Annotated in this window: 20 protein-coding genes; 13 read left to right on the top strand and 7 right to left on the bottom strand. The window is 73.7% G+C overall.

The genetic code is table 11. The annotated features are described in order from the left end of the window. Positions 1-21: 21 nt before the first annotated feature. The 3 genes from ACIQK6_RS40580 to ACIQK6_RS40570 form a co-directional block, all read right to left on the bottom strand. Positions 22-816: a DNA-formamidopyrimidine glycosylase family protein gene (locus ACIQK6_RS40580; protein ID WP_329098740.1), complete on the bottom strand. Its 795-nt coding sequence runs from the start codon at positions 814-816 to the stop codon at positions 22-24. Positions 817-1,213: 397 nt separating this feature from the next. Continuing rightward, complete coding sequence (locus tag ACIQK6_RS40575; RefSeq protein WP_329098739.1) at positions 1,214-1,885, bottom strand: hypothetical protein; 672 nt, start codon at positions 1,883-1,885, stop codon at positions 1,214-1,216. Positions 1,886-2,039: 154 nt separating this feature from the next. Then, positions 2,040-6,629 (bottom strand): ATP-dependent helicase, encoded by a 4,590-nt coding sequence (locus ACIQK6_RS40570; protein WP_402697465.1) that lies wholly within the window; start codon positions 6,627-6,629, stop codon positions 2,040-2,042. Between the two features lie 80 nt (positions 6,630-6,709). Between ACIQK6_RS40570 and ACIQK6_RS40565 the strand changes: the two genes are divergently transcribed. The 4 genes from ACIQK6_RS40565 to ACIQK6_RS40550 are packed head-to-tail and all read left to right on the top strand — an operon-like array spanning position 6,710 to position 8,895. Then, positions 6,710-7,558: an AraC family transcriptional regulator gene (locus ACIQK6_RS40565; RefSeq protein ID WP_329098737.1), complete on the top strand. Its 849-nt coding sequence runs from the start codon at positions 6,710-6,712 to the stop codon at positions 7,556-7,558. A gap of 24 nt (positions 7,559-7,582) precedes the next feature. Beyond that, entirely contained in the window at positions 7,583-7,858 is a 276-nt protein-coding gene (locus ACIQK6_RS40560) for a DUF2716 domain-containing protein (RefSeq protein WP_329098735.1), read from the top strand. 42 nt (positions 7,859-7,900) lie between these two features. Beyond that, entirely contained in the window at positions 7,901-8,590 is a 690-nt protein-coding gene (locus ACIQK6_RS40555) for an AzlC family ABC transporter permease (protein ID WP_402697473.1), read from the top strand. Then, positions 8,587-8,895, top strand: coding sequence for an AzlD domain-containing protein (locus ACIQK6_RS40550; protein ID WP_030010743.1), 309 nt, complete (start codon positions 8,587-8,589; stop codon positions 8,893-8,895). The genes ACIQK6_RS40555 and ACIQK6_RS40550 overlap by 4 nt, the downstream gene beginning before the upstream one ends. Here the strand turns inward: ACIQK6_RS40550 and ACIQK6_RS40545 are convergent. Next, positions 8,864-9,856 carry a hypothetical protein gene (locus ACIQK6_RS40545; protein WP_402697463.1) on the bottom strand — a complete coding sequence of 331 codons (993 nt, stop codon included), beginning with the start codon at positions 9,854-9,856 and terminating at the stop codon, positions 8,864-8,866. The two genes, ACIQK6_RS40550 and ACIQK6_RS40545, sit on opposite strands and share 32 nt — an antisense overlap. Before the next feature lie 81 nt (positions 9,857-9,937). On the opposite strand from ACIQK6_RS40545, the gene ACIQK6_RS40540 reads away from it, so the two are divergent. After that, entirely contained in the window at positions 9,938-10,132 is a 195-nt protein-coding gene (locus tag ACIQK6_RS40540; RefSeq protein WP_033217375.1) for a DUF3046 domain-containing protein, read from the top strand. Between the two features lie 98 nt (positions 10,133-10,230). Further along, positions 10,231-11,430 (top strand): AI-2E family transporter, encoded by a 1,200-nt coding sequence (locus ACIQK6_RS40535; protein ID WP_402697472.1) that lies wholly within the window; start codon positions 10,231-10,233, stop codon positions 11,428-11,430. Here the strand turns inward: ACIQK6_RS40535 and ACIQK6_RS40530 are convergent. Further along, complete coding sequence (locus tag ACIQK6_RS40530; RefSeq protein WP_329098730.1) at positions 11,384-12,139, bottom strand: Clp protease N-terminal domain-containing protein; 756 nt, start codon at positions 12,137-12,139, stop codon at positions 11,384-11,386. The genes ACIQK6_RS40535 and ACIQK6_RS40530 overlap by 47 nt on opposite strands. A 123-nt stretch (positions 12,140-12,262) precedes the next feature. Here ACIQK6_RS40530 and ACIQK6_RS40525 point away from each other — a divergent pair, with 123 nt between their 5' ends. The 4 genes from ACIQK6_RS40525 to ACIQK6_RS40510 all read left to right on the top strand — a co-directional run bounded on the left by ACIQK6_RS40525 (position 12,263) and on the right by ACIQK6_RS40510 (position 15,484). Continuing rightward, on the top strand, positions 12,263-12,886 hold the full coding sequence (locus ACIQK6_RS40525) for a class I SAM-dependent methyltransferase (RefSeq protein WP_402697461.1): 624 nt from the start codon (positions 12,263-12,265) through the stop codon (positions 12,884-12,886). A 106-nt stretch (positions 12,887-12,992) separates the two neighbouring features. Then, complete coding sequence (locus ACIQK6_RS40520) at positions 12,993-13,448, top strand: hypothetical protein (protein ID WP_329098727.1); 456 nt, start codon at positions 12,993-12,995, stop codon at positions 13,446-13,448. Between the two features lie 97 nt (positions 13,449-13,545). Further along, positions 13,546-14,904, top strand: coding sequence for an SMI1/KNR4 family protein (locus ACIQK6_RS40515; RefSeq protein WP_402697459.1), 1,359 nt, complete (start codon positions 13,546-13,548; stop codon positions 14,902-14,904). A gap of 244 nt (positions 14,905-15,148) precedes the next feature. Further along, positions 15,149-15,484: a deoxyxylulose-5-phosphate synthase gene (locus ACIQK6_RS40510; RefSeq protein WP_329098725.1), complete on the top strand. Its 336-nt coding sequence runs from the start codon at positions 15,149-15,151 to the stop codon at positions 15,482-15,484. 64 nt (positions 15,485-15,548) lie between these two features. Here the strand turns inward: ACIQK6_RS40510 and ACIQK6_RS40505 are convergent, their stop codons facing one another. Next, on the bottom strand, positions 15,549-16,274 hold the full coding sequence (locus ACIQK6_RS40505; protein WP_329098724.1) for a class I SAM-dependent methyltransferase: 726 nt from the start codon (positions 16,272-16,274) through the stop codon (positions 15,549-15,551). A gap of 163 nt (positions 16,275-16,437) precedes the next feature. Further along, a complete protein-coding gene (locus ACIQK6_RS40500) occupies positions 16,438-16,788 on the bottom strand; it encodes a hypothetical protein (RefSeq protein ID WP_329098722.1) in 351 nt (116 codons plus the stop codon). 265 nt (positions 16,789-17,053) lie between these two features. Here ACIQK6_RS40500 and recA point away from each other — a divergent pair, with 265 nt between their 5' ends. The 3 genes from recA (at position 17,054) to ACIQK6_RS40485 (ending at position 21,379) form a co-directional block, all read left to right on the top strand. After that, positions 17,054-18,160 (top strand): recombinase RecA, encoded by a 1,107-nt coding sequence (recA, locus tag ACIQK6_RS40495; RefSeq protein ID WP_329098721.1) that lies wholly within the window; start codon positions 17,054-17,056, stop codon positions 18,158-18,160. 3 nt (positions 18,161-18,163) lie between these two features. Then, complete coding sequence (recX, locus tag ACIQK6_RS40490) at positions 18,164-18,730, top strand: recombination regulator RecX (RefSeq protein WP_329098720.1); 567 nt, start codon at positions 18,164-18,166, stop codon at positions 18,728-18,730. A 90-nt stretch (positions 18,731-18,820) separates the two neighbouring features. Continuing rightward, positions 18,821-21,379, top strand: a complete 2,559-nt coding sequence (locus ACIQK6_RS40485) for an FtsX-like permease family protein (RefSeq protein WP_402697456.1) — start codon at positions 18,821-18,823, stop codon at positions 21,377-21,379. The last annotated feature ends 95 nt before the right edge of the window (positions 21,380-21,474 follow it).

Below are 21,474 nucleotides of genomic sequence, written 5' to 3'. Positions count from 1 at the left end.
CCGGGAGTGCGGGGGCATCCCTCAGGGTGTCGGGCCCTGCTGGCAGCGGGGGCACCAGTAGGTGGGGCGGCCGTCCTGGGGGGCCTCGCGGACGGGGGTGCCGCAGCGCAGGCAGGGACGGTGCGCGCGGCCGTAGACGAAGAGGTCCTGGCCGGGGCGGCGGCTGCCGGTCGTGTTGCGCGGGCCCGGCCGCTCGCCGGTGTTCGCGGACAGCAGCCGGTGGGCGGCGGCGGCCAGCCGGGGCAGAGCCGATTCGGGGAGCGCGCCGACCGGGGTCCAAGGGGTGACCTGGGCCAGGAAGCAGAGTTCGGCCTTGTAGATGTTGCCGATGCCGGCGAGGTTGCGCTGGTCGAGCAGGGCCTCGCCGAGGGGGCGCTCGGGGACGGCGAGGAGGTGGGCGGCGGCGAGGGCCGGATCCCAGTCCGGGCCGAGCAGGTCGGGGCCGAGGTGGCCCACGGCGCGGTCCTCCTCGGCGGTGCGGATCAGCTCCAGGACGGGGAGGCGGTAACCGACGGCGATGTGGTCGACCGTGCCGAGGACGGCTCGGATCTCGTGCGCGGGGCCGCCGCGCCACTTCTCGCCGGGGGCGAAGACGCGCCAGGCGCCGTCCATCCGGAGGTGGCTGTGCAGGGTGAGGCCGCCCTCGAAGCGGGTGAGGAGGTGTTTGCCGCGGGGGGTGACGTCGAGGGTGACGCGACCGGTGAGGTCGGCGGTGGCGAAGCGGGGGACGCGCAGGTCGCTGCGGGTGAGTGCGCGGCCTGCGAGGGCGGTGTGGAGCCGGGTCGCCACGCGCCGGACGCTGTCACCTTCGGGCATGGCTTCATTGTGCGCTCCCGGCCCGTGCCGCCGGCTCGCGCGGGCCGCCGGGTGGCCCCGACGGGGGACCAGGCGCCTTGCAGGCCGGCTTCCGGCCGGCGCGGCGCCCTGCGGGGCCCGTGCGGGTCCGACTGCGACCCGGCCGTGCGGTTCGCGGGCGTGCTCCCTGCGGTGCGGTCCCGATGTGAGCCGGGTGCCGCGGCCACCTGCGGCGGGGGTGGTGCCCTGCGGGTGGCTTCCGGGGCGCCTTGTGGGTCCGGCCCTGCCGTGCGGCTCCACGCCCGCCCTTGCGGTCCGGGGGCGTGCTCCCCGCGGTGCGGAGGTGTGGTCCCGATGCGGCGCAGCCGGCTCGCGGGCCCACCTACCCCGGGTCAGGGACCGGGCCGTGGCGGTGGGGCTACTTCCAGGCGATGGCCTCGCCCTTGCTCATCGCGTTGTACGGGTTGCCCGAGTACTCGGCGCCGGCGACCTTCACCTGGGCCGACGGGGCCAGGGCTATCGCACAACTCGTCTGGGTCTGGCCGTTGGTGAAGCCCTTCGGCATGGACTCGGTCTTGCACTTGTCGAACGTGCCGATGACCGCCAGGCTCTGGGCCCCGGTGCCGTCCCCGAGCAGGCCCTTCACGTGGCCGACCGAGGCGTACGACATGTCCGTGGTGCCGATGTTCTTGACCGTGTAGCGGACGTAGTACGGGACCTTGCCGTTCGCCTTGTCGCCGAGGTCCATTCCCTCCAGGTCGGCGGGCGTGCCCTGCTCGATCGCCGTGACGGTGAGGGCGAGCCGGCTGCCCTTGAAGTCCCCGTAGTCGTACGGGACCTCCGCGGCCTCGCCGATCTTGAAGACCTGGCCGGACTTCGCGGTGCCCGGGGCCCCGGCGGGGGCCGCGCTGCTCCCGCTCGACGGGCTGGCCGAAGCGCCGGGGGCGGGTGAGGTGCCGCCCGGGTGGGAGGCGGCCGGCTGCGCCGGGCGCTCTCCGTCGCCGTTATTGCAGCCGGTCAGGACCAGACTGCCGACGACTGCCAGACCGACCGCGCCCAGGGTGGTGTTGCGCATGCTGATGGTGCTCACTCTTCTCGTCCCCCATGACTGTGCATTGCCAGCGCAATGCCTGTGATCACCTTGATAAAGGATCAATAAGCGGATCGGCCGGCCGAGGGACGCCCGGCGACGGGTTTGTGACACGTTCAGGACGTGAGTGACAGGGTCGGGACCGTGTGCGCCGTCAGGAGCGCAGGCGCAACCCCCTCGGAGTGGCGTGGAAGCCGGCCGCCTCCAGGGCCGGACCCAGGGGGGAGGTCAGGGCCGCCGCCGCGTTGATCCGTTCCACCGTGAGGGCCGGGAGCGTGCCCGCGCGGGAGGCGCCCGCCAGGGCGGTCGTGGCCGCCGTGAGCCGGGGGTCCTCCGGGGCGGGCCAGGCCAGCAGGGTCTTGCCGCCGCGCTCCAGGTACAGGACGAGCTCCCCGTCCACCAGCACCACCAGGGAGCCCGCCTTGCGGCCCGGCTTGTGGGTGGCCCCGGCCGGCGGCTCGGGCCAGGGCAGGGCCGCGCCGTAGGCGTTCGCCGGGTCGGCGGCCGCCAGCACCACCGCCGCCAGAGGGGGCGGGGTCCGCTCGGCGGCCCTGAGGCGGTCCACCGCCCCGTCCATCGCGAACTGGGCCGCGCCCAGCCCCTCCACTACGTAGCCCCGGCGCGCCTGGCCGCTGTCCTCGAAGGCCGACAGGACGCGGTAGACCGCGCTGAAGCCGCCTTCCACCCCTTCCGCGGCGACCGCCCCACGGGTCACCACCCCGTGCCGGTCCAACAGCGTGCGGGCCAGGGCGTGGGCCCGGTGCGTCGGGTCGGGGGCCGTATCCGGCAGCAGGGACCAGCGTCCGGAGACCGTGGGCGGTCCGCTACGGGACACGGTCGCGCTGAGCGTGCCGTACCGGCCGCGGGGGACGGTGCGCCGGGCCCGGTGCGCCGTCGAGCCGGCCGTGCGGCCCGAACCGAGCAGCGACCGCAAGGGGGCCAGCGTGTCGTTGGTGAGCCGGCCCGACCAGGCCAGATCCCATACGGCCTCGGAGAGGGCGACGTCGGACACCTCGGGGAACTCGCCGCGGATCGACTGCGCGATCTGCCGGAAGAACAGGCCGTACCCGCCCGCCAGCGATGCCAGGACCGCCTGGTGGAGGGGGCTCTGCTCCAGCGGGTGCGGCGGGGGCAGCAGCATCGGGGCCGCTTCCGCCAGGTACAGGGAGATCCAGCCGTCCTTGCCCGGGAGGGCGCCGGCGCCCGCCCAGACCACCTCGCCCGCGGTGGTGAGTTCGTCCAGCAGGCCCGGGGAGTACCCGCTCACCCGCGACGGGAGGATCAGGCGTTCCAGCGCGGAGGCCGGCACCGGGGCGCCCTGGAGCTGTTCCACCGCACGGGCCAGCCCGTCGAGGCCGCGCAGTGCTCCGCCCAGGTGCTGCCACTGGGGGAGGAAGGTGGCGAGTGAGGTCGGCGGTACTGGTTCCAGCTCCTGGCGGAGCGCGGCGAGGGAACGGCGGCGGAGCCGGCGCAGCACCGTCGCGTCGCACCACTCCTGGCCGATGCCCGCCGGATGGAACTCGCCCTGCACCACCCGGCCGGCCGCCGCCAGCCGGTGCAGGGCGCCTTCGGTCACTGCCGCGCCCAGGCCGAAGCGGGCGGCGACGGCGGCCGTGGTGAAGGGCCCGTGGGTGCGGGCGTACCGGGCCAGGAGGTCCCCGAGTGGGTCCTTGACCGGCTCGGTGAACGCCTCCGGAACCCCGACGGGCAGCGCCGTGCCCAGCGCGTCGCGCAGCCGGCCCGCGTCCTCGATCGCCGCCCAGTGGTCCGCGCCGCCGATCCTGACCGCGATGGCGCGACGGGCCGCGGCAAGCTCGCCGGCCCAGGCCGGATCCGCCCCGCGCTCGGTCAACTGGTCCTGCGTCAGTGGGCCCAGCAGGCGCAGCAGGTCGGCCACCGACTCGGGATCCTTGGCCCGCCGGTCCTCCGTGAGCCACTGGAGCTCCCGCTCCAACTCCTCCAGCACCTGCGCGTCGAGGAGTTCGCGCAACTCCGCCTGGCCGAGCAGCTCCGCCAGCAGCCGGGAGTCCAGCGACAGCGCGGCCGCCCGGCGCTCGGCCAGCGGCGAGTCCCCCTCGTAGAGGAACTGGGCCACGTACCCGAAGAGGAGGGAACGGGCGAAGGGGGAGGGCTCCGGGGTGGTCACCTCGACCAGCCGGACCCGGCGCGCCTCGATGTCCCCCATCAGCTCGGTCAGGCCGGGCACGTCGAAGACGTCCTGGAGGCACTCCCGTACGGCTTCCAGCACGATCGGGAAGGAGCCGAACTCCGAGGCCACCTGGAGCAGCTGGGAGGCGCGCTGGCGCTGCTGCCACAACGGGGTGCGCCGGCCGGGGCTGCGGCGCGGCAGCAGCAGGGCGCGGGCCGCGCACTCGCGGAACCGTGAGGCGAACAGTGCGGAGCCGCCGACCTGGTCGGTGACGAGCTGGTTGATGTCACCGTGGTCGAAGGCGACATCGGCCGCGCCCAGCGGAGCCTTCTCGTCGTCGAACTCGAACCCGTGCACGGCCGCCGGATCGTGGTCCAGGAGGTCCATGGACAGCAGGTCCGCGTCGGGCAGACGGAGCACGATCCCGTCGTCGGCGTGCATCACCTGCGCGTCCATGCCGTACTTCTCGGCGAGGCGGGCGCCCAGTGCCAGCGCCCAGGGGGCGTGCACCTGCGCGCCGAAAGGGGAGTGGACCACGACCCGCCAGTCCCCGAGCTCGTCGCGGAACCGCTCGACCACGATGGTCCGGTCGTCGGGGACGTGACCGCAGGCCTCGCGCTGTTCGGCGAGGTACGCCAACACGTTCTCGGCGGCCCAGGCGTCCAGGCCGGCCGCCAGCAGGCGTAGGCGGGCGTCCTCCTCGCCCAGGCCGCCGAGCTCGCGGAGGAACGCGCCGACCGCACGGCCCAGTTCGAGCGGCCGCCCGAGCTGGTCGCCCTTCCAGAACGGCAGCCGGCCCGGCACCCCGGGTGCGGGGGTGACCAGGACCCGGTCCCGCGTGATGTCCTCGATCCGCCACGAGGTGGTGCCCAGGGTGAAGACGTCCCCGACCCGGGACTCGTAGACCATCTCCTCGTCGAGCTCCCCGACCCGGCCGCCGCCCTTCTTGGGGTCGGAGCCCGCGAGGAAGACACCGAAGAGACCCCGGTCGGGGATCGTGCCGCCCGAGGTGACCGCGAGGCGCTGGGCACCCGGCCGGCCCGTGACTGTCCCCGCCACCCGGTCCCAGACCACGCGCGGCCGGAGCTCGGCGAACGCGTCCGACGGATAGCGCCCGGCCAGCATGTCCAGCACCGCCGTGAACGCCGACTCCGGCAGCGCCGCGAAGGGCGCCGCCCGCCGCACCAGGGCGAGCAGGTCGTCCAGCTGCCACGTGTCCATCGCGACCATCGCGACCAGCTGCTGCGCCAGTACGTCGAGGGGGTTGGAGGGCACCCGCAGGGACTCGATCGCCCCCGTGCGCATCCGCTCGGTGACCACCGCCGCCTGCACCAGGTCTCCCCGGTACTTGGGGAAGACCACCCCGGTGGAGACCGCGCCCACCTGGTGCCCGGCCCGGCCCACCCGTTGCAACCCGGAGGCCACCGAGGGCGGCGACTCCACCTGCACCACCAGGTCCACCGCGCCCATGTCGATGCCCAGCTCCAGGCTGGAGGTGGCGACCACGGCCGGCAGCCGGCCCGCCTTCAGGTCCTCCTCCACCAGCGCCCGCTGCTCCTTGGACACCGAGCCGTGGTGCGCGCGGGCCAGCAGCGGAGGGGCGCCCAGCTCGGCGCCCGACTGGGCCATGACCTCGGCCGGCGAGGAGTGCTCGGGCAACTTCTCGCCGACGGCGCGCTCGTACGCGATCTCGTTGAGCCGGTTGCACAACCGCTCGGCGAGCCGGCGGGAGTTGGCGAACACGATCGTCGAGCGGTGCGCCTGCACCAGGTCGGCGATCCGCTCCTCCACATGCGGCCAGATCGACGGCTTGTCCCCGCCCTCCTTGCCCTCGGTCGCCGGGGAGCCGCCCAACTCGCCCATGTCCTGCACCGGGACGACCACCGACAGGTCGAACTCCTTGGCCGACGGCGGCTGGACGATCTCCACCTTGCCGCGCGGCGCCAGGTACCGGGCCACCTCGTCCACCGGCCGCACCGTCGCCGACAACCCGATCCGGCGCGCCGGGCGGGGCAGCAGCTCGTCCAGCCGCTCCAGGGAGAGGGCGAGATGGGCGCCGCGCTTGGTCCCCGCCACCGCGTGCACCTCGTCCAGGATCACCGTCTCGATCCCGGCCAGGGCCTCCCGGGTCGCCGAGGTCAGCATCAGGAACAGCGATTCGGGCGTGGTGATGAGGATGTCCGGCGGGCGGGTGGCCAGCGCCCGCCGTTCGGCGGGCGGGGTGTCGCCGGAGCGGATCCCGACCCGGATGTCCGGCTCGGGCAGGCCCAGGCGGACCGACTCCTGGCGGATCCCGGTCAGCGGGCTGCGCAGATTGCGCTCCACGTCGACGGCCAGGGCCTTCAGGGGCGAGACGTACAGCACGCGGCAGCGCTTCTTCGCATCCGCGGGCGGCGGGGTCGACGCGAGCCGGTCGAGGGCGGCGAGGAACGCCGCCAGGGTCTTGCCGGAGCCGGTGGGGGCCACCACCAGCACGTCCGAGCCCTCCCCGATCGCCCGCCAGGCGCCCTCCTGCGCGTCGGTGGGCGTGACGAAGGCCCCCGTGAACCACGAGCGGGTCGCGGGGGAGAACGAGTCGAGCGCAGCGCCTGCCATGCTCCCATCGTGCACCCGGCCACTGACAACGGGCCGGACCTGGGCAAACGCGCGACGCGGGCCGGGCGCAGAATGGGGGGATGGGGACGGACGAGGACGAGGGCGCCGGGGGGCGCCGGGAGTGGGCACGGCACTGGCAGTACGCGGAACTGCCGGGCCTCGACCTGCTGCGCGCCCACTACGTGCGCCACACCTTCCCGCGCCACGCGCACGACGGGTACGTCATCGCGGCCGTCACCGGAGGCGTCGAGGAGATCGGGCTCCCCGGCCACGTGGTGCGCGCCGGACCGGGCAGCGTGGTCCTGATCAACCCCGAGGTACCGCACACCGCGCGCGCCGGCGTGCCCGAGGGCTGGGCGTACGCCACCCTCTACCCCTCCAGCGAGCTGCTCGCCGAGGTCGCCGACGACCTCGGCACCCTGCGCGGCACCCCCGGCTTCACCACCGACATGGTCGCCGACCCCCAGGGCGCGCAGGCCATCACCGAGATCCACCGGGCCGCCGAGGCGGGGAACGCACTGGCCGCCGACACACTGCTGCGCAGCGTGGTGGCGCGGATGCTGACCCGGCACGCCGGACCGCTGCCCGCCCGTACCGTCCGCGGTGCGGGCGGCGCCGACGCCGCGGCGGCCCGGGCCGTACTGCAGGAGCGGATGGCCGACCCGCCGTCGCTGGAGCAGCTCGCCGCGGAGCTGGGCACGAGCCCCTTCGCGCTGCTGCGGGCCTTCCGCGAGCGGTACGGGATGCCGCCGCACACCTGGCTGACCGACGCCCGCGTCCGGCAGGCGCGCCGGCTCCTCGACGCGGGCACGGCGCCCGCGGAGGCGGCCGTCGCCGTGGGCTTCACCGACCAGCCGCACCTGAACCGGCACTTCACCCGGATCGTGGGGGTGCCGCCCGGCGCGTACCGGCGGGAGCGCACGCTCTAGGCTGCCGATCATGGACATCGGGGGGTGCGGGCACGTTACGAGGCGCACGTGCGGGGACGGCTTCCCGAGCGGCCGGGTTCGGTCCATCCGGACGGCGACCACCACCGCCACCTCGACCCCGAGCCGCGCTTCGGGACGCTCGGGCCCCCCAGGGAGCCCACCCCGTGCGCGTTCGGGGCGCCGCTGACCGCCGGGGCCGAGGCCGAGCTCACCGCGCTGCTCGGGGAACCGGTGCGCCGGCGGGACTCACTCCGGGCGCGCGCAAGAACGTACAAGACCCGTCAGGCGGGCCCCGCGTAGTTTCGGGGCGTGGGAGAGAACCAGCTGGTCACAGAGCCAGAGATACGAGAGACACAGGCGCCCGACGAGCGGCCGCGCGCCGCCGTGGTGCGGGACGCGCTCGGGGTCGGGGTGGCCGTCGGACTGTCCGGGTTCGCCTTCGGGGTGACCGCCGCCGGGGCCGGCATCAGCACCCTCCAGGCCTGTGTGCTCAGCCTCCTCGTCTTCACCGGTGCTTCGCAGTTCGCCCTGGTCGGGGCGCTCGCGGCGGGCGGGAACCCGTTCACCGCCGCCGCCGGGGCCTTCTTCCTCGGGACCCGGAACGCCTTCTACGGGCTGCGGCTGTCGCAGCTGCTCAAGCTGCCCCGCGCCGTGCGGCCCCTCGCCGCGCACTGGGTGATCGACGAGACCACTGCCGTCGCGCTGGCCCAGCCCGACCGGAAGTCGGCCCGGCTCGGCTTCACCGTCACCGGACTCACCCTCTACGTGCTGTGGAACCTCACCACCCTGCTCGGTGCGCTCGGGGCCGAGGCCATCGGGGACACCAGGGCGTGGGGCCTGGACGCCGCCGGCCCCGCCGTGTTCCTGGCGCTGCTGGCCCCGATGCTGAAGACCTCCACTGAGCGGGCCGTCGCCGCCCTCGCGCTCGTCCTCGGCCTCGGCTTCCTGCCCGTACTGCCCGCCGGGGTGCCCGTGCTGATCGCGGCCCTGGCCGCCCCCGTCGTGCTGTGGATGAAGGGACGCCGTCCGTGAACGTCTGGATCGCCATCGGCCTCACGGTCGTCGGCTGCTACGCCGTCAAGCTCGCCGGGCTGCTCGTCCCCGCCGGGGCCCTGGAACGGCCGCTCGTGCGCCGCCTGGCCGCACTGTTGCCGGTCGCCCTGCTCGCCGCCCTCACCGCCCAACAGACCTTCAGCACCGGGTCCGCCCTCGTCGTCGACGCCCGCGCCGCCGGACTCGCGGCCGCCGGGCTGGCGCTGCTGCTGCGGGCCCCGTTCCTGGTCGTGGTCGCGGCCGCCGTCGTCGTCACCGCGGGGGTACGGGCCCTGGGGGGCTGACCTTGGCGGGCAGGCGCCCGTACGCACGCAGGGTGAGCAGGGCCTCCAGGGTGGCGATCGGCCGCCGCTCCAGCGAACTCCCGGGCGCCCACGCCCGCCGGCGCACCGGCCAGCCGCCGTCCGGCTGCTGCTCGGAGGCCAGGAAGTCCAGTGAGCGGCGCAGCTCCGCATCGGTGAACCAGCCGCGGGCCAGCGACTCCGGCCGCTGGGCGAAGTCGTGCGGGTACAGCCGCTCGCCCGGCGCGTAGCCGGGGGCTTCCGGGTACTCCGCCCGCCGCACCGGATCGAGCACCACGAGCCGCTGCTCGCGCACCAGCCGCCCCAGCCGGTCCGCGGCCGCCGCCGCGCGCGCCCGGTCGGGGATGCCGTCGAGGAAGGCCACCGCGCTCTGGATCTCGTACGGGTGCGAGTGGTGCAGGTTCTCGACCCGGTCCCAGCAGAAGTCCGTGGCCCGGAAGAGCCAGGCGTGCCAGACCCGGTTGCGGTGCAGTACGCCGACGACCGGGCCCGTGGTCAGCAGCTCGCCCGGCGGGTCGTCGTGCAGGGGGTGGTAGGGGGCCGCCGGATAGTCGCGGGGGGCCGGGAAGACCACCGGAAGCGCGCCGTCCGCGGTGGAGACCCCGGTCAGGTGGCGGCAGAGCCGCTCGACGCGCTGCCCGGCGCAGCGGCCCAGGCTGTCGAGCACGCGCAGCGCGTGCGCGGTGTGTAGGGGTTGGCTGAGCGGACCGCGAAGATCCGGATCGAGTGCGTGACCGTATCCTCCGTCCGCGTTGAGGTACGAACCGAGGGCCGTGTCCACCGGGTCGGCGTCCCCGCCGAGGAAGTGGAACGCGAACCGCCGCTGCTCCAGCACGCGGGCCGTGAGCCAGATGAACCCTTCGGCGCGGGCCAGCGGGGTCTGCGGGGGCTGAGAGGGCTGAGGGTTCTGGGGGGTCTGCGGGGAAGCTTCGTCTCCGGGCATGCGTGCAACGTAGGACGCAGCGGTGCGGCGGGGAGGGCCGAACGCGGGCGGTGCACTCTCCCGGGGCGGGATACTGGGGGCATGCGGTTGACGATTTTCTGGGAACGGATGGCGGAGCACTTCGGCGCGGGCTATGCGGACTCCTTCGCGCGGGACCACGTCATGACGGAGCTGGGCGGGCGCACCGTCCACCAGGCGCTGGATGCGGGCTGGGAGACCAAGGACGTGTGGCGCGCGGTGTGTTCGGCGATGGACGTACCGGCGTCGCTGCGCTGACCAGCGCGCTGTTTCGCGAGGGCGGGCGCGGGTGGGACAGACTTGGCGCCGTGGCAGCCAGCGAAGAAACGACCGATCAGTCCGCCGAGGCGCGGGGGGTGACACCGCCGGTGGAGGCGGAGGAGCCGAAAACGCCGGATCAGCCGGGTCGGCCGGGTCCGCCCGGGTCGCCCCCGTCCGGTGCGGCCCCCGCCGCGGACGATGCGCGCATGCCGCGCTGGCTGCCGCGCGCCGTGGTCCTCGTACTGGCCCTCGTGGCCTGTTTCCAGCTCGGCAGCTGGGCCTTCCACCAGCTGATAGGCCTCCTCGTCAACATCCTGATCGCGTTCTTCCTCGCGCTCGCGATCGAACCGGCGGTGGCCAGGATGGCGGCCGGCGGCATGCGCCGCGGGCTCGCCACCTTCGTGGTGTTCCTCGCGGTGCTCATCGTGACCGCGGGCTTCCTCGCCCTGCTCGGCTCGCTGCTCGCCGGGCAGATCGTCGCCATGGTCGAGGGCTTCCCGGGCTATCTCGACTCGGTGATCAAAGCGATCAACTCCACCTTCCACACCGAACTGTCCCGGCTGGAGATCCAGGAGAGCGTGCTGCGCTCCGACTGGCTGCGCAAGTACGTGCAGAACAGCGCGTCCGGAGTGCTCGACGTCTCCGCCACCGTGCTCGGCGGACTCTTCAAGCTGCTGACGATCGGACTGTTCTCCTTCTACTTCGCCGCCGACGGACCGCGGCTGCGGCGCGCGCTGTGCTCCGTACTGCCGCCCGCGAAGCAGGCCGAGGTGCTGCGCGCCTGGGAGATCGCCGTCGCCAAGACGGGCGGGTACCTCTACTCGCGCGGGCTGATGGCCCTGATCTCCGGTGTCGCGACCTACATCGTGCTGGCGGTCCTCGGGGTGCCGTACGCGCCCGCGCTCGCCGTGTGGGTGGGACTGGTCTCGCAGTTCGTCCCCACCATCGGCACCTATCTCGCGGGCGCGCTGCCGGTCCTGCTCGCCTTCACCGTGGACCCCTGGTACGCGCTGTACGTACTCGGCTTCGTGGTGATCTACCAGCAGTTTGAGAACTACGTCCTGCAGCCGAAGCTGACCTCGAAGACCGTGGACATCCATCCGGCGGTGGCCTTCGGATCGGTCATCGCGGGCACCGCCCTGCTGGGCGCGGTCGGGGCGCTCATCGCGATCCCGGCCGTCGCCACCCTGCAGTCCTTCCTCGGTGCGTACGTCAAGCGCTACGAACTGACGCGGGACGCGGAGTCCTCTACTGCCCGTCGGCGTCGACGCGTACGACTGCCAAGGCTTCGCTGACGGTCGTCTCGACGGCGGCCTTGTCGAGTCCGAGACCGCTCAGCGGGCCCTCGCCGTTCTCCAGCTCCAGGAGCGCGAGCAGGACGTGCTCCGTGCCGACGAAGTCGTGGCCCATGCGGAGGGCTTCGCGGAAGGTGAGTTCGAGGGCCTTCTTCGCGGACGCGTCGAAGGGGATCAGGTCGGGGACCTCCGGCTGGGCCGGGGGCAGCAGGGCGGTCACGGCGGCGCGCACCTCGTCCGCCGAGACCCCCTGGGCGCTCAGGGCGTACCCGGCGAGGCCCTCGAACTCGGCGAGGAGGCCCAGGACCAGGTGCTCGGTTCGGATCTCGGTGTTGCCGGCGGCGCGGGCCTCGTTCTGGGCGGTCATGACGACGTTGCGGGCGCGGGGGGTGAAGCGGCCGAAGCCGGCGCTCGGGTCCATGCCACCCGCGCCCTCCTTGTCCGCCTTGGGGACGAAGCGCTTCTGGGCCGCCTGGCGGGTGACGCCCATGCTGCGGCCGATGTCGGTCCAGGAGGCGCCGGAGCGGCGGGCCTGGTCGACGAAGTGGCCGATGAGGTGGTCCGCGACGTCCCCGAGGGCCTCTGCTGCGACGACGGCGTCGCTGAGCTGCTCCAGGGGGTCCGTGTGGACCTTGTTGATGGCCTCGATCAGGTCGTCGAGGCGTACCGGATTGGTCATGCGAACGGGTTCCACCGAAGGGTTCGTCATAGGTGCAACCCTAGGTTGACACCTCGATGAGTGTCAACCTCAGGTTGTCACCCGCGTGGGGTGTTCGTGGGCGCGGGGCCGCGGTGTCATCCTGAGGAGGAAGCGCGAGACGCGGAGGCCGCCATGGGGTTCTACGCAGAGCAGGCAGTGCCGCGGATCCTCAACGTCGCCTGCGGGGCCAAGATGGCCCGGCCGCTGCGACGCCGGGTCTGCGCGGGGCTGGCGGGCGAGGTCGTCGAGATCGGCTTCGGCGCGGGGCACAACGCCCCCTTCTACCCGCAGGGCGTCACGGGCGTGTCGGCGGTCGAGCCGTCCGACGTCGCGTGGCGGCTGGCCGCGGAGCGCGTGCGCGGCGCCCGCGTCCCGGTCCGGCGGGCCGGCCTGGACGGCCAGTCGCTGCCCTTCGAGGACGGTGGCTTCGACTCCGCGCTGTCCACCTGGACGCTGTGCACCATCCCGGACGCCGTGGCCGCCCTGCGCGAGCTGCGCCGCGTGCTCAAGCGGGGCGGAACCCTGCACTTCGTCGAACACGGGCTCGCCCCGGAAGGCGATTGGCGCGTGCGCCGCATGCAGCGACGGCTCGAACCGCTGAACATGCGGCTCCTGGGCGGCTGCCACCTCACCCGATCCGCCCCGGACCTGCTGGCGGCGGCCGGATTCACGATCACGGCCCTCGACGTCTTCTACGAGGAGGGCGCGCCGAAGTTCCTGGCCGCCGAGTCCCTCGGGACGGCGATCTCCCTCTGACCGACGACCCGTCACGAAACCATCACGAGGGGCACGGGCCCCGAGCGCCCCTGGCAGCATCGGTCGGACCGATCCAGGGGGGGTTCCAGGTTCCATGAGATTCCGCGTGCGCGTCCCCGCAGCGACGACCCGTGCCACCGCCACCGCCACCGTCGCAGCGGTCGTGCTGTTGCTCGGAGGCTGTTCCCAGACCCCGGCCGAGCGGCTGGAGGAGTGGTACGGCTCGGGGGGCGAGGAGCAGATCAGGAAGCTGACCGAGGACGCCGGCCGGGTCAACGAGGTGAGCATGCGCACGATCGACGTCCAAGGACCCGCCTGCCAGGACCTGCTGGCCCAGACCGCCAAGGCCGAGAAGCTCGACCCGATCCCGGACGAAGCCGCCCAGCGGCACTGGAAGGAGGCCCTCGGCGGGTTCCGGCGGGGGGCGGCAGAATGCGCCGACGGGGCCGCGAAGAAGGACGGGAGCCAGGTCTCCCGGGGCATCAGGGCGGTCCAGACGGAAGGCCTCCCCAAACTGGTCAGCACCGTCTCGATGATCAAGGCGGTCCTGGCGGCCAAGTGACCTGACCGGGGCGGGTGTCGGTGGTGCTGCGTAGGGTGTGTGCAGGGCCGGCGGGGGTGGCGGACGACCGGCCGCCGCACTCGACCGGAGGCCGTTCTTGCCCGCGATGCACGACTTCGCGACCTGGGAGCCGCTGCTGCGGATCCTGCGCGCCGACGATGTGCGGACACCTGCGGCCCCGGACGGCCACCTGGCGGGACGGATCGGCCGGCGCGGTTGGGTACGGGCCCCTCGACGTCCGCGGCGCGGACGGGCGAGCCGGGCCGAGCTCGACGCGGTGGAGCGGGTGCTGCGCGCGCTCGCGGACGCGGAAGCCCGCGACGTCTGCTTCAAGGCGGAGGTCTCGCCGACCGGGGCGACCGCGCTCCACCTGATCGATCCCGGACCCGCCGTGGAGCCCGGATTCGCCACCGTGCACCCGGGGGCGCTCCTCCTGGTCGAGGGGGCGCTCGCCGAACCCTGGCGCCGCCTCCCCGATCCGACCCCCGGGGCGGCACCGTCGCCGTCGGCGGATCCGGCCTTGCTGGAACGCACGCTCCGCGCGCAGGTGCCCGGCGCCCGGGGGGCTACGGAGGCGGAGATCGCCGCCGCGGAGGAACGACTGGGCGTCACGCTGCCCGACGAGCTCAAGGTGCTCCACCGGGTGACCGCGGCGGGGCGCAGGGGCCGCGGCGACGTCGACGGGGCCGCCGAACACCTCGATGGGGCGGTCGACTGCGAACTCCTCCCCTTGGAGCGCTTGTACGTCGCCCGCGCCCCCACCCGTCCGTGCGACTGGCGGTCCGCGGCGATGCAGGTCGTCGACACACCGCCCGGCGCCGCCGTACAGGGCCTGGTCGGTTCCCCGGGCTGGATCGTCTTCGCGGTCGGCGGCGGAGGCGACCCGATCGCGGTCGATCTGACGCCGGGCCCGCGGGGCGCCCTCGGACAGATCGTGCTGATCGACCACGAGCAGGTCATCGGCGGTGAACTGCTCGCCGACTCCCTCACCGACCTGGTGGTCAACGGACGCGGGGAAGGGCGCCGCGACCGCCCGGGGGACCGACCTCGGCCCGGCGCCCGGACCGACCTCGCGGGCCTGACGGACCTCCGTGCCGTCGTCGACCCGCGCCTGGAGGTGCTGTCCACCGGCGGATGGCAGGGCGCACCGCTGAGCCTCGTCCCCGTCATGGGACTGCCCCGGCTACGGACCCTCACCGCCTCCCCGGGCACGCTCGCCGACCCGCTGGAGATCGCCCGACTGACCGCACTGGAGTTCCTCGAACTGGGCCCGCAGGACTGGCGCGTCCTGCTCGATGCCGGAGCCGTACCGCGCAGCCTCGAGGCGGCCTCCATCGAGGTGCACCGCGACCAGGACCCGCTCCCCGTCGTGGACCTCGCCAACGAGATCCTCGCCCTCCGGGATCGGCCCCCGATCACCCGGACCGTCCTCCACGGTGACCTCGGTCCCCTCTAGTGCTGTGGCCGGAAAGGTTCACCGGCTCACGACGCCCGGTACGGCACCTCGCCGCGTTGTCGGACCGCGCAAGTACGTCCAGTACGAGCCGCGGCCTTCCGCCTTGCGATGTACCGCACCGAACGCCGCGAACCGGCAAACCTTTCCGGCCACAGCACTAGCGCTGTGACCGGACCCCCGCCCCCGCCGTTCCGGGCCCCGCAATCGCGGTGATCCCGGTGCGGGAACTGCCTACCCTGCTCCCATGGCTCATGCGAAGACCTCCTACGTCTGCCTGCCCTGCAGGGCCTCGTACAAGCAGCCCTACGACAGGGACCGGGAGCGGATCTGTCCGCGGTGTGCGGGAGCCCTGGTCCATGTGGGGTCGGCCTTCGCCGTGCCCCGTCGGCGGGACGCCGCGGCATGGCGGACGCTCGCCGTGCTGCTGAACGCGGGCGTGCGTTTCCACAAGAACTGCTGCTTCGGCGGACCGGGATACCGGCCGCGCACCCTGCGCGAGGTGCGCGAGCGGATGGCGTACGCGGAGCGGACCGGCAGGCCCTTCGCGGAGGTGCTCGTACTGCGCGACCCCGGATCCTGATGACGGGGCGCTCCTGCGTCCCGGTACCGCAGGGGCGTGACGGAGCGGCGTGGATCGCTCGGGATCAGGGGCGTCGTGCGAGGAAGACGAACTCGTCGCCCGGCCTGTCCGGCGCATCGCGCACGTCCTGCACCGAGTAGCCATGGGTGACCAGGTCCGTCTCGATCTCTTCGCGCCCGCGGAAGCGCAGCGTCGAATCCGAGGTCAGCACCCGCCCGTCCGCTGCGAAGACGTAGGTCCGGCGAAAGGTCACCAGGGGCCGGCTCACCTCGATCAGCCGGACCCAGCTCTCGACGGGGCCGACGCCCGGGATCTCGGTCACGCGGCGGGAGTTCTCGGGGGTCCACTCCTCCCAGGCGCGCCTCGCCGGGTCACGGGTCTCGAAGACCAGGTGCCCACCGGGCCGTAGTGCCTCATGGGCTCCCCGCAGGGTCTTCTGCCAGTTGCCCGGATCAACGATGGCCTGGGCCACGTTCGCCGTCATTGTTGCGAGGTCGACCTGCAGTGGCGGGAGGGTTGTTGCGTCACCGCAGATCCAGCGCACCCGCTCGCCACCCGGTTTGGCCCGGGCGACGTCGATGGACGCCCGGGCGGGGTCGATGCCGACGACGTCGATCCCGCGCTCGGCGAGGAGGAGCGCGAACACCCCCGTGCCGCAGCCGATGTCCAGGACCCGGTGCGCCTCGAACTCTTCCGCGATGCGGAGGTAGGCATCGAGATCGCTGCGGTCGGGGTCGAGCGGATCGTAGATCGCGGCCAGTTGCGGGTGCCCGAAGCAGTCGTCAGCCATGCGGCCGAACGTATGCAGGGCCGACCCCGAAGAGCCACAGGGTTTTGGCGGCCCCGCCCGGGCGGGGGCGTGGAGAGCGCGCACTCGGACCCGGCAGGTCGGGCTGGCCGACGCGCCGGGTCTTCGAGTGAACCCCGCGGGCGAGCGGTCGCTCCGTCAAGTGTCAGCCAGCGAGTGCGACTTCCCGCCCGGTGAGCTTCCCGTCGGGGGTGAGGGTGAAGGCAGTGGGGTACATGCCCGTGGTGCCGTGGGCGTCCTCGCCGTACGCCTTGAGCGTGATCCACTCGGCCTTGCCCATGCGGATCTCCGCCTCTGCGGCGTGTGCCCACCTGTTGACCCGGACGTGTGTCGACCAGTGCAGCACCTCTCGGGACCGCCAGCCGCCCCATGTCGCTTCGGGGAGAAGGCCCGCCGCCGGGCCCTGCCGGACGGCGAAGACGCCGCCGGCCAGCAGTGCGGTGGCCAGGACGAGGCAGATCGCCGTCACGCGGGACGGGCGGCGCAGCGCGGGCACGTGGGTCTCCTGTCGTTCGGTTGACGGCGGCCGGTTCTCCTCGCACCACCCGGGGGTGGAGACGGTCGTGAGCCGGCGCCCGTTCCCGAACGGCGGCGCGGCCTCGGTCGTGGGCCGGGGCGGGCGTGGTGCGCTTGACAGGGAAATCGAACATCCATTCTGATGGGTTATCCACAGCCGAAACGCTCGTGGAGGCGCATTGTCAGTGGCAGGCATTAGCGTCAGTGACGTGAAGCGATCGACTCAAGCAAACCGGGTGGAACCCATGGCAGGCACCGACCGCGAGAAGGCTCTCGACGCCGCTCTCGCACAGATTGAACGGCAATTCGGCAAGGGTGCGGTCATGCGCCTCGGCGACAAGCCGAACGACCCCATCGAGGTCATCCCCACCGGGTCGACCGCCCTGGACATCGCCCTCGGCGTCGGCGGGCTGCCCCGCGGCCGTGTGATCGAGGTGTACGGCCCGGAGTCCTCCGGTAAGACGACCCTGACCCTGCACGCCGTGGCCAACGCACAGAAGGCCGGCGGCACCGTCGCCTTCGTGGACGCCGAGCACGCGCTCGACCCCGAGTACGCGAAGGCCCTCGGCGTCGACACCGACAACCTCATCCTGTCGCAGCCGGACACCGGCGAGCAGGCGCTGGAGATCGTGGACATGCTGGTCCGCTCCGGTGCCCTCGACCTGATCGTCATCGACTCGGTGGCGGCCCTCGTGCCGCGCGCGGAGATCGAGGGCGAGATGGGCGACTCGCACGTCGGCCTCCAGGCCCGACTGATGAGCCAGGCGCTCCGGAAGATCACCGGTGCGCTCAACCAGTCCAAGACCACCGCGATCTTCATCAACCAGCTCCGCGAGAAGATCGGTGTGATGTTCGGCTCGCCCGAGACCACCACCGGTGGTCGCGCGCTAAAGTTCTACGCCTCCGTGCGCCTCGACATCCGCCGCATCGAGACCCTCAAGGACGGCACGGACGCGGTCGGTAACCGCACCCGCGTCAAGGTCGTCAAGAACAAGGTCGCGCCCCCGTTCAAGCAGGCCGAGTTCGACATCCTCTACGGGCAGGGCATCAGCCGCGAGGGCGGTCTGATCGACATGGGCGTGGAGCACGGCTTCGTCCGCAAGGCCGGTGCCTGGTACACGTACGAGGGCGACCAGCTCGGCCAGGGCAAGGAGAACGCCCGTAACTTCCTGAAGGACAACCCCGACCTCGCCAACGAGATCGAGCGGAAGATCAAGGAGAAGCTGGGCGTGGGTGTCCGCAAGGACGCCGCCGAAGCCGGTACGGACGTGGCCGACGCCGCGGCCACCGCCGTGCCCGCCCCGGCATCGAAGGCCAAGACGACGGCCAAGGCCGCCGTGGCCAAGAGCTGACCCGTGCGGGAGCAGGAAGGGGGCGGCGAGCGCCGAGGCGGCCGTGAGGGCCGTTCGGAGCTGCCGCCCCAGAGCCCCGAGGAGCAGGCGCGGGCGATCTGTCTGCGCCTGCTCACCGGGAGCCCGCGTACCCGGCGCCAGCTCGCGGACGCCCTGCACAAGCGGGGCATCCCCGAGGAGGTGTCGCAACAGGTCCTCTCCCGGTACGAGGAGGTGGGCCTGATCGACGACGCGGCCTTCGCCGGAGCCTGGGTCGAATCCCGGCACCGCGGCCGGGGCCTGGCCCGTCGGGCGCTGGCCCAGGAGCTCCGGACCAAGGGGGTGCACGCCACCCTCGTGGAGGAGGCCCTGGAGCTGCTGGATTCCGATCAGGAAGAGCAGACCGCCCGGGAGCTCGTGGAGCGCAAGCTCCGTTCCACCCGGGGCCTGGAGCGGGACAAGCGGATCCGGCGCCTCGCCGGGATGCTCGCCCGCAAGGGATACCCGGAGGGCATGGCCCTGCGGGTGGTGCGCCGGGCGCTGGAGACGGAGGGCGACGACGCCGACGACCTGGGGTACCCGGGGGAGTGAGCCGGTGGGCCCGGGGTGGGGGTAGCCCCCGGGACCAGACGCCGGGGCACGCCAATGTCAGTCGCCCGGCGCGACGGCAAAGTTGGCCGCATGATGCTGCGTTACGCCCTCCAGACCGTCAGGGACCGCAAGGCGGGTTTCCTCGGCGCCTTCGTCGCACTGCTGTGCGCGGCCGCCCTCGTCACCGCCTGCGGGACACTCCTGGAAACGGGCCTCCGCGGAAAGATCGGCACCGAGCGCTACGCGGCCGCGCCGATCCTCGTCTCCGCCGACCAGAACGTCCACGAGACCACGGTCAAGGAGAAGAAGGGCGGACGGACCAAGACCAAGCACAAGGCCAAACCGGTCGCCGAGCGGGCCTGGCTCCCCGCCGCCACCGTGGACACGGTCCGTGCCGTACCCGGCGTCGAACGGGCCGTCCCCGAGCTCACCTTCCAGGCCGTCCCCCTGCTCGAGGGCCCCGGCGCGCCGGTGGTGCCCTCGTACGGGCACGCCTGGACCTCCGCCGCACTGACCCCCTTCACCCTCAGCGAGGGCCGCGCCCCGCAGAGCGGCGGCGAGGTCGTCGTCGACCGGGCGCTGGCCGCCCGCGCCGGGCTGGAGCCGGGCTCCGAGCTCGCCGTGCAGTCCACCGGCGAACCCAAGACGTACCGGGTCAGCGGGGTCGCGAAGACGGATCGGGGCGCCCGGGGCGACCTCGCGCAGCAGCACGCGCTCTTCTTCAGTGACGACGAGGCCCGGCGCCTCGCCGCCCGCGACGGCCAGGTCAGCGCCATCGGAGTGCTGCCCGCGCCGGGTGTCGGCGCCACCGAGCTCGCCGCCCGGGTCGAGCGGGCACTGCAAGGCACCACGGCGCAGGTCGCCACGGGTGACGGGCGCGGCCCCGTGGAATTCCTCGACGCCGCCGGCGCCCGCATCAAACTGGTCTCCATGGGCGGTGCGATGGGCGGCACCTCGCTGCTCGTCGCGATCCTCGTGGTTGTCGGGACCTTCGCGCTCTCCGTCCAGCAGCGCTACCGCGAACTCGCCCTACTGCGGGCCATCGCCGCCACCCCGGGGCAGCTGCGGCGCATGATCGGCCGGGAAGCACTGCTCGTCGGCCTGGCCGCCGGCGTCGCCGGAGCGCTCGCCGGGCTGCCGCTCGCCGCCTGGCTGCACGGCCGGTTCGTCGACGGCGGGGTCGTCCCCGCCACCTTGGAGCCCACCGCCGGCATCTTCCCGATGTTCGCGGCCGTCGCGGCCAGCCTGCTCGGAGCCTGGGCCGCCGCCCGGATCACCGGCCGCCGGATCGCCCGGATCCGCCCGGCCGAGGCGCTCGCCGAAGCCGCCGTCGAGCGGGGGCGGCCCGGTTGGATCCGCAGCGGACTCGGCGTGCTGCTGCTGGCGGGCGGGGCGGTGCTGGTCGTCGTACTCGGCTCGCTGCGCACCGAGCCGGCCTCCACCCCGGTCACCTTCCTCGCCGTGGTGGTACTGGCCGGGGCGGTTTCGCTGCTCGGCCCGCTGCTCGTACGGGCCGCCACCGCGCTGCTCGCCGGACCGCTGCGGCTGGCCGGCCCGGGCGGTCACCTGGCCACCGCCAACCTGCGCGGGAACGCCACGCGCATGGCCTCCGCCGTCACCCCGCTGGCGCTGCTGATTGGCATGACCTGCACCGTGCTCTTCATCACCCCGACGCTCGGGGACGCCGCCCGGGCCCAGGCCCGCGAGGGGATCCGGGCCCCGTGGGCACTGGCCGCGCAGGGGCCGGGAGTGACGAGGGAGGCCGTCGAGCGGGTCCGGCGCACCCCGGGGGTCACGGCGGCCACCGAGATCGTGCACACCTCGGTACGGGTGGGGCTCACGAAGTACGCCGCGCAGGGCGTGACCCCGGCCGGGCTGACCCGGACCTGGGACCCGGAGGTCACCGGCGGCAGCCTGGACGGCTTCGGCGAGGGGAGCGCGGCGGTGAGCGAACTCGCCGCCGACCAGCTGGGGCTGAAGCCCGGGAGCCCGCTGAAGCTGACGCTGGGGGACGGTACCCCGGTCACGCTGACGGTCTCGGCCGTGTACGCGCGGGGCCTCGGCTTCGGCGATCTGACGCTGCCGCACGGGCTGGTGGCCGCGCACGCGGACAATCCGCTGGCCGCCAGCGTGGTGGTGGCGGCGGAACCGGGTTCGGGGACCGGACGGGAGCAACTGGTCGCCGCGGTCCGGGAGTTCCCGGACGTACGGGTGCTGTCCGCGGTGGACGCCGACGCGGCACGGGCGGAGCGGCAGGACGCCGGGGCGGAGATCAACCTGCTGGCGATGGGACTGGTGCTGGCCTTCACCGCGATCGCGGTGGTGAACACGCTCGCGATGTCGACCGCCGAGCGGTTCCGGGAGTTCGCGATGCTGCGGCTGGCCGGGGCGAAGCGCCGGCAGGTGCTGCGGATGCTGCGGACGGAGGCACTGGCGGTGCTCCTGATCGGGACGGCGCTGGGATCTGGGATCGCGCTGGCCGTACTGACCGCGTTCAGCGTGGGCATGACGGGGGCGGCGGCGCCCGCGGTGCTGCCGGTGGCCTACGCGGCCGTGGTGGGGGTGGCCGGGATGCTGGCCCTGGCGGCCACCGCCCTCCCGGGCCGGGCGGCGTTGCGGGTACCTCCGGTGGAAGTGGCCACGGCCTAGGCGTGCGGCGGCGGGGGGGGGGGGGGGGGCCCCCCCCCCCCCCCCCCCCCCGCCCCCGCGGGCCCCCCCCCCCCCCCCCCCCGCGCGGGGGCCAC

The organism is Streptomyces sp. NPDC091682, from assembly GCF_044756625.1.
GTDB lineage: Bacteria > Actinomycetota > Actinomycetes > Streptomycetales > Streptomycetaceae > Streptomyces.
Note: the sequence above shows the minus strand (reverse complement) of the source record. Positions and strands in the feature narration are given on the sequence as shown.

Excerpts from the sequence above, each read along its gene's own strand:
- ACIQK6_RS40570 (WP_402697465.1), bottom strand. The coding sequence starts at position 6,629 with ATGGCAGGCGCTGCGCTCGACTCGTTCTCCCCCGCGACCCGCTCGTGG.
- ACIQK6_RS40510 (WP_329098725.1), top strand. The coding sequence starts at position 15,149 with ATGGCTCATGCGAAGACCTCCTACGTCTGCCTGCCCTGCAGGGCCTCG.
- ACIQK6_RS40525 (WP_402697461.1), top strand. The coding sequence starts at position 12,263 with ATGGGGTTCTACGCAGAGCAGGCAGTGCCGCGGATCCTCAACGTCGCC.
- ACIQK6_RS40530 (WP_329098730.1), bottom strand. The coding sequence starts at position 12,139 with ATGACGAACCCTTCGGTGGAACCCGTTCGCATGACCAATCCGGTACGC.
- ACIQK6_RS40545 (WP_402697463.1), bottom strand. The coding sequence starts at position 9,856 with ATGCCCGGAGACGAAGCTTCCCCGCAGACCCCCCAGAACCCTCAGCCC.
- ACIQK6_RS40565 (WP_329098737.1), top strand. The coding sequence starts at position 6,710 with ATGGGGACGGACGAGGACGAGGGCGCCGGGGGGCGCCGGGAGTGGGCA.
- ACIQK6_RS40580 (WP_329098740.1), bottom strand. The coding sequence starts at position 816 with ATGCCCGAAGGTGACAGCGTCCGGCGCGTGGCGACCCGGCTCCACACC.
- recA (WP_329098721.1), top strand. The coding sequence starts at position 17,054 with ATGGCAGGCACCGACCGCGAGAAGGCTCTCGACGCCGCTCTCGCACAG.
- ACIQK6_RS40505 (WP_329098724.1), bottom strand. The coding sequence starts at position 16,274 with ATGGCTGACGACTGCTTCGGGCACCCGCAACTGGCCGCGATCTACGAT.
- ACIQK6_RS40485 (WP_402697456.1), top strand. The coding sequence starts at position 18,821 with ATGATGCTGCGTTACGCCCTCCAGACCGTCAGGGACCGCAAGGCGGGT.
- ACIQK6_RS40540 (WP_033217375.1), top strand. The coding sequence starts at position 9,938 with ATGCGGTTGACGATTTTCTGGGAACGGATGGCGGAGCACTTCGGCGCG.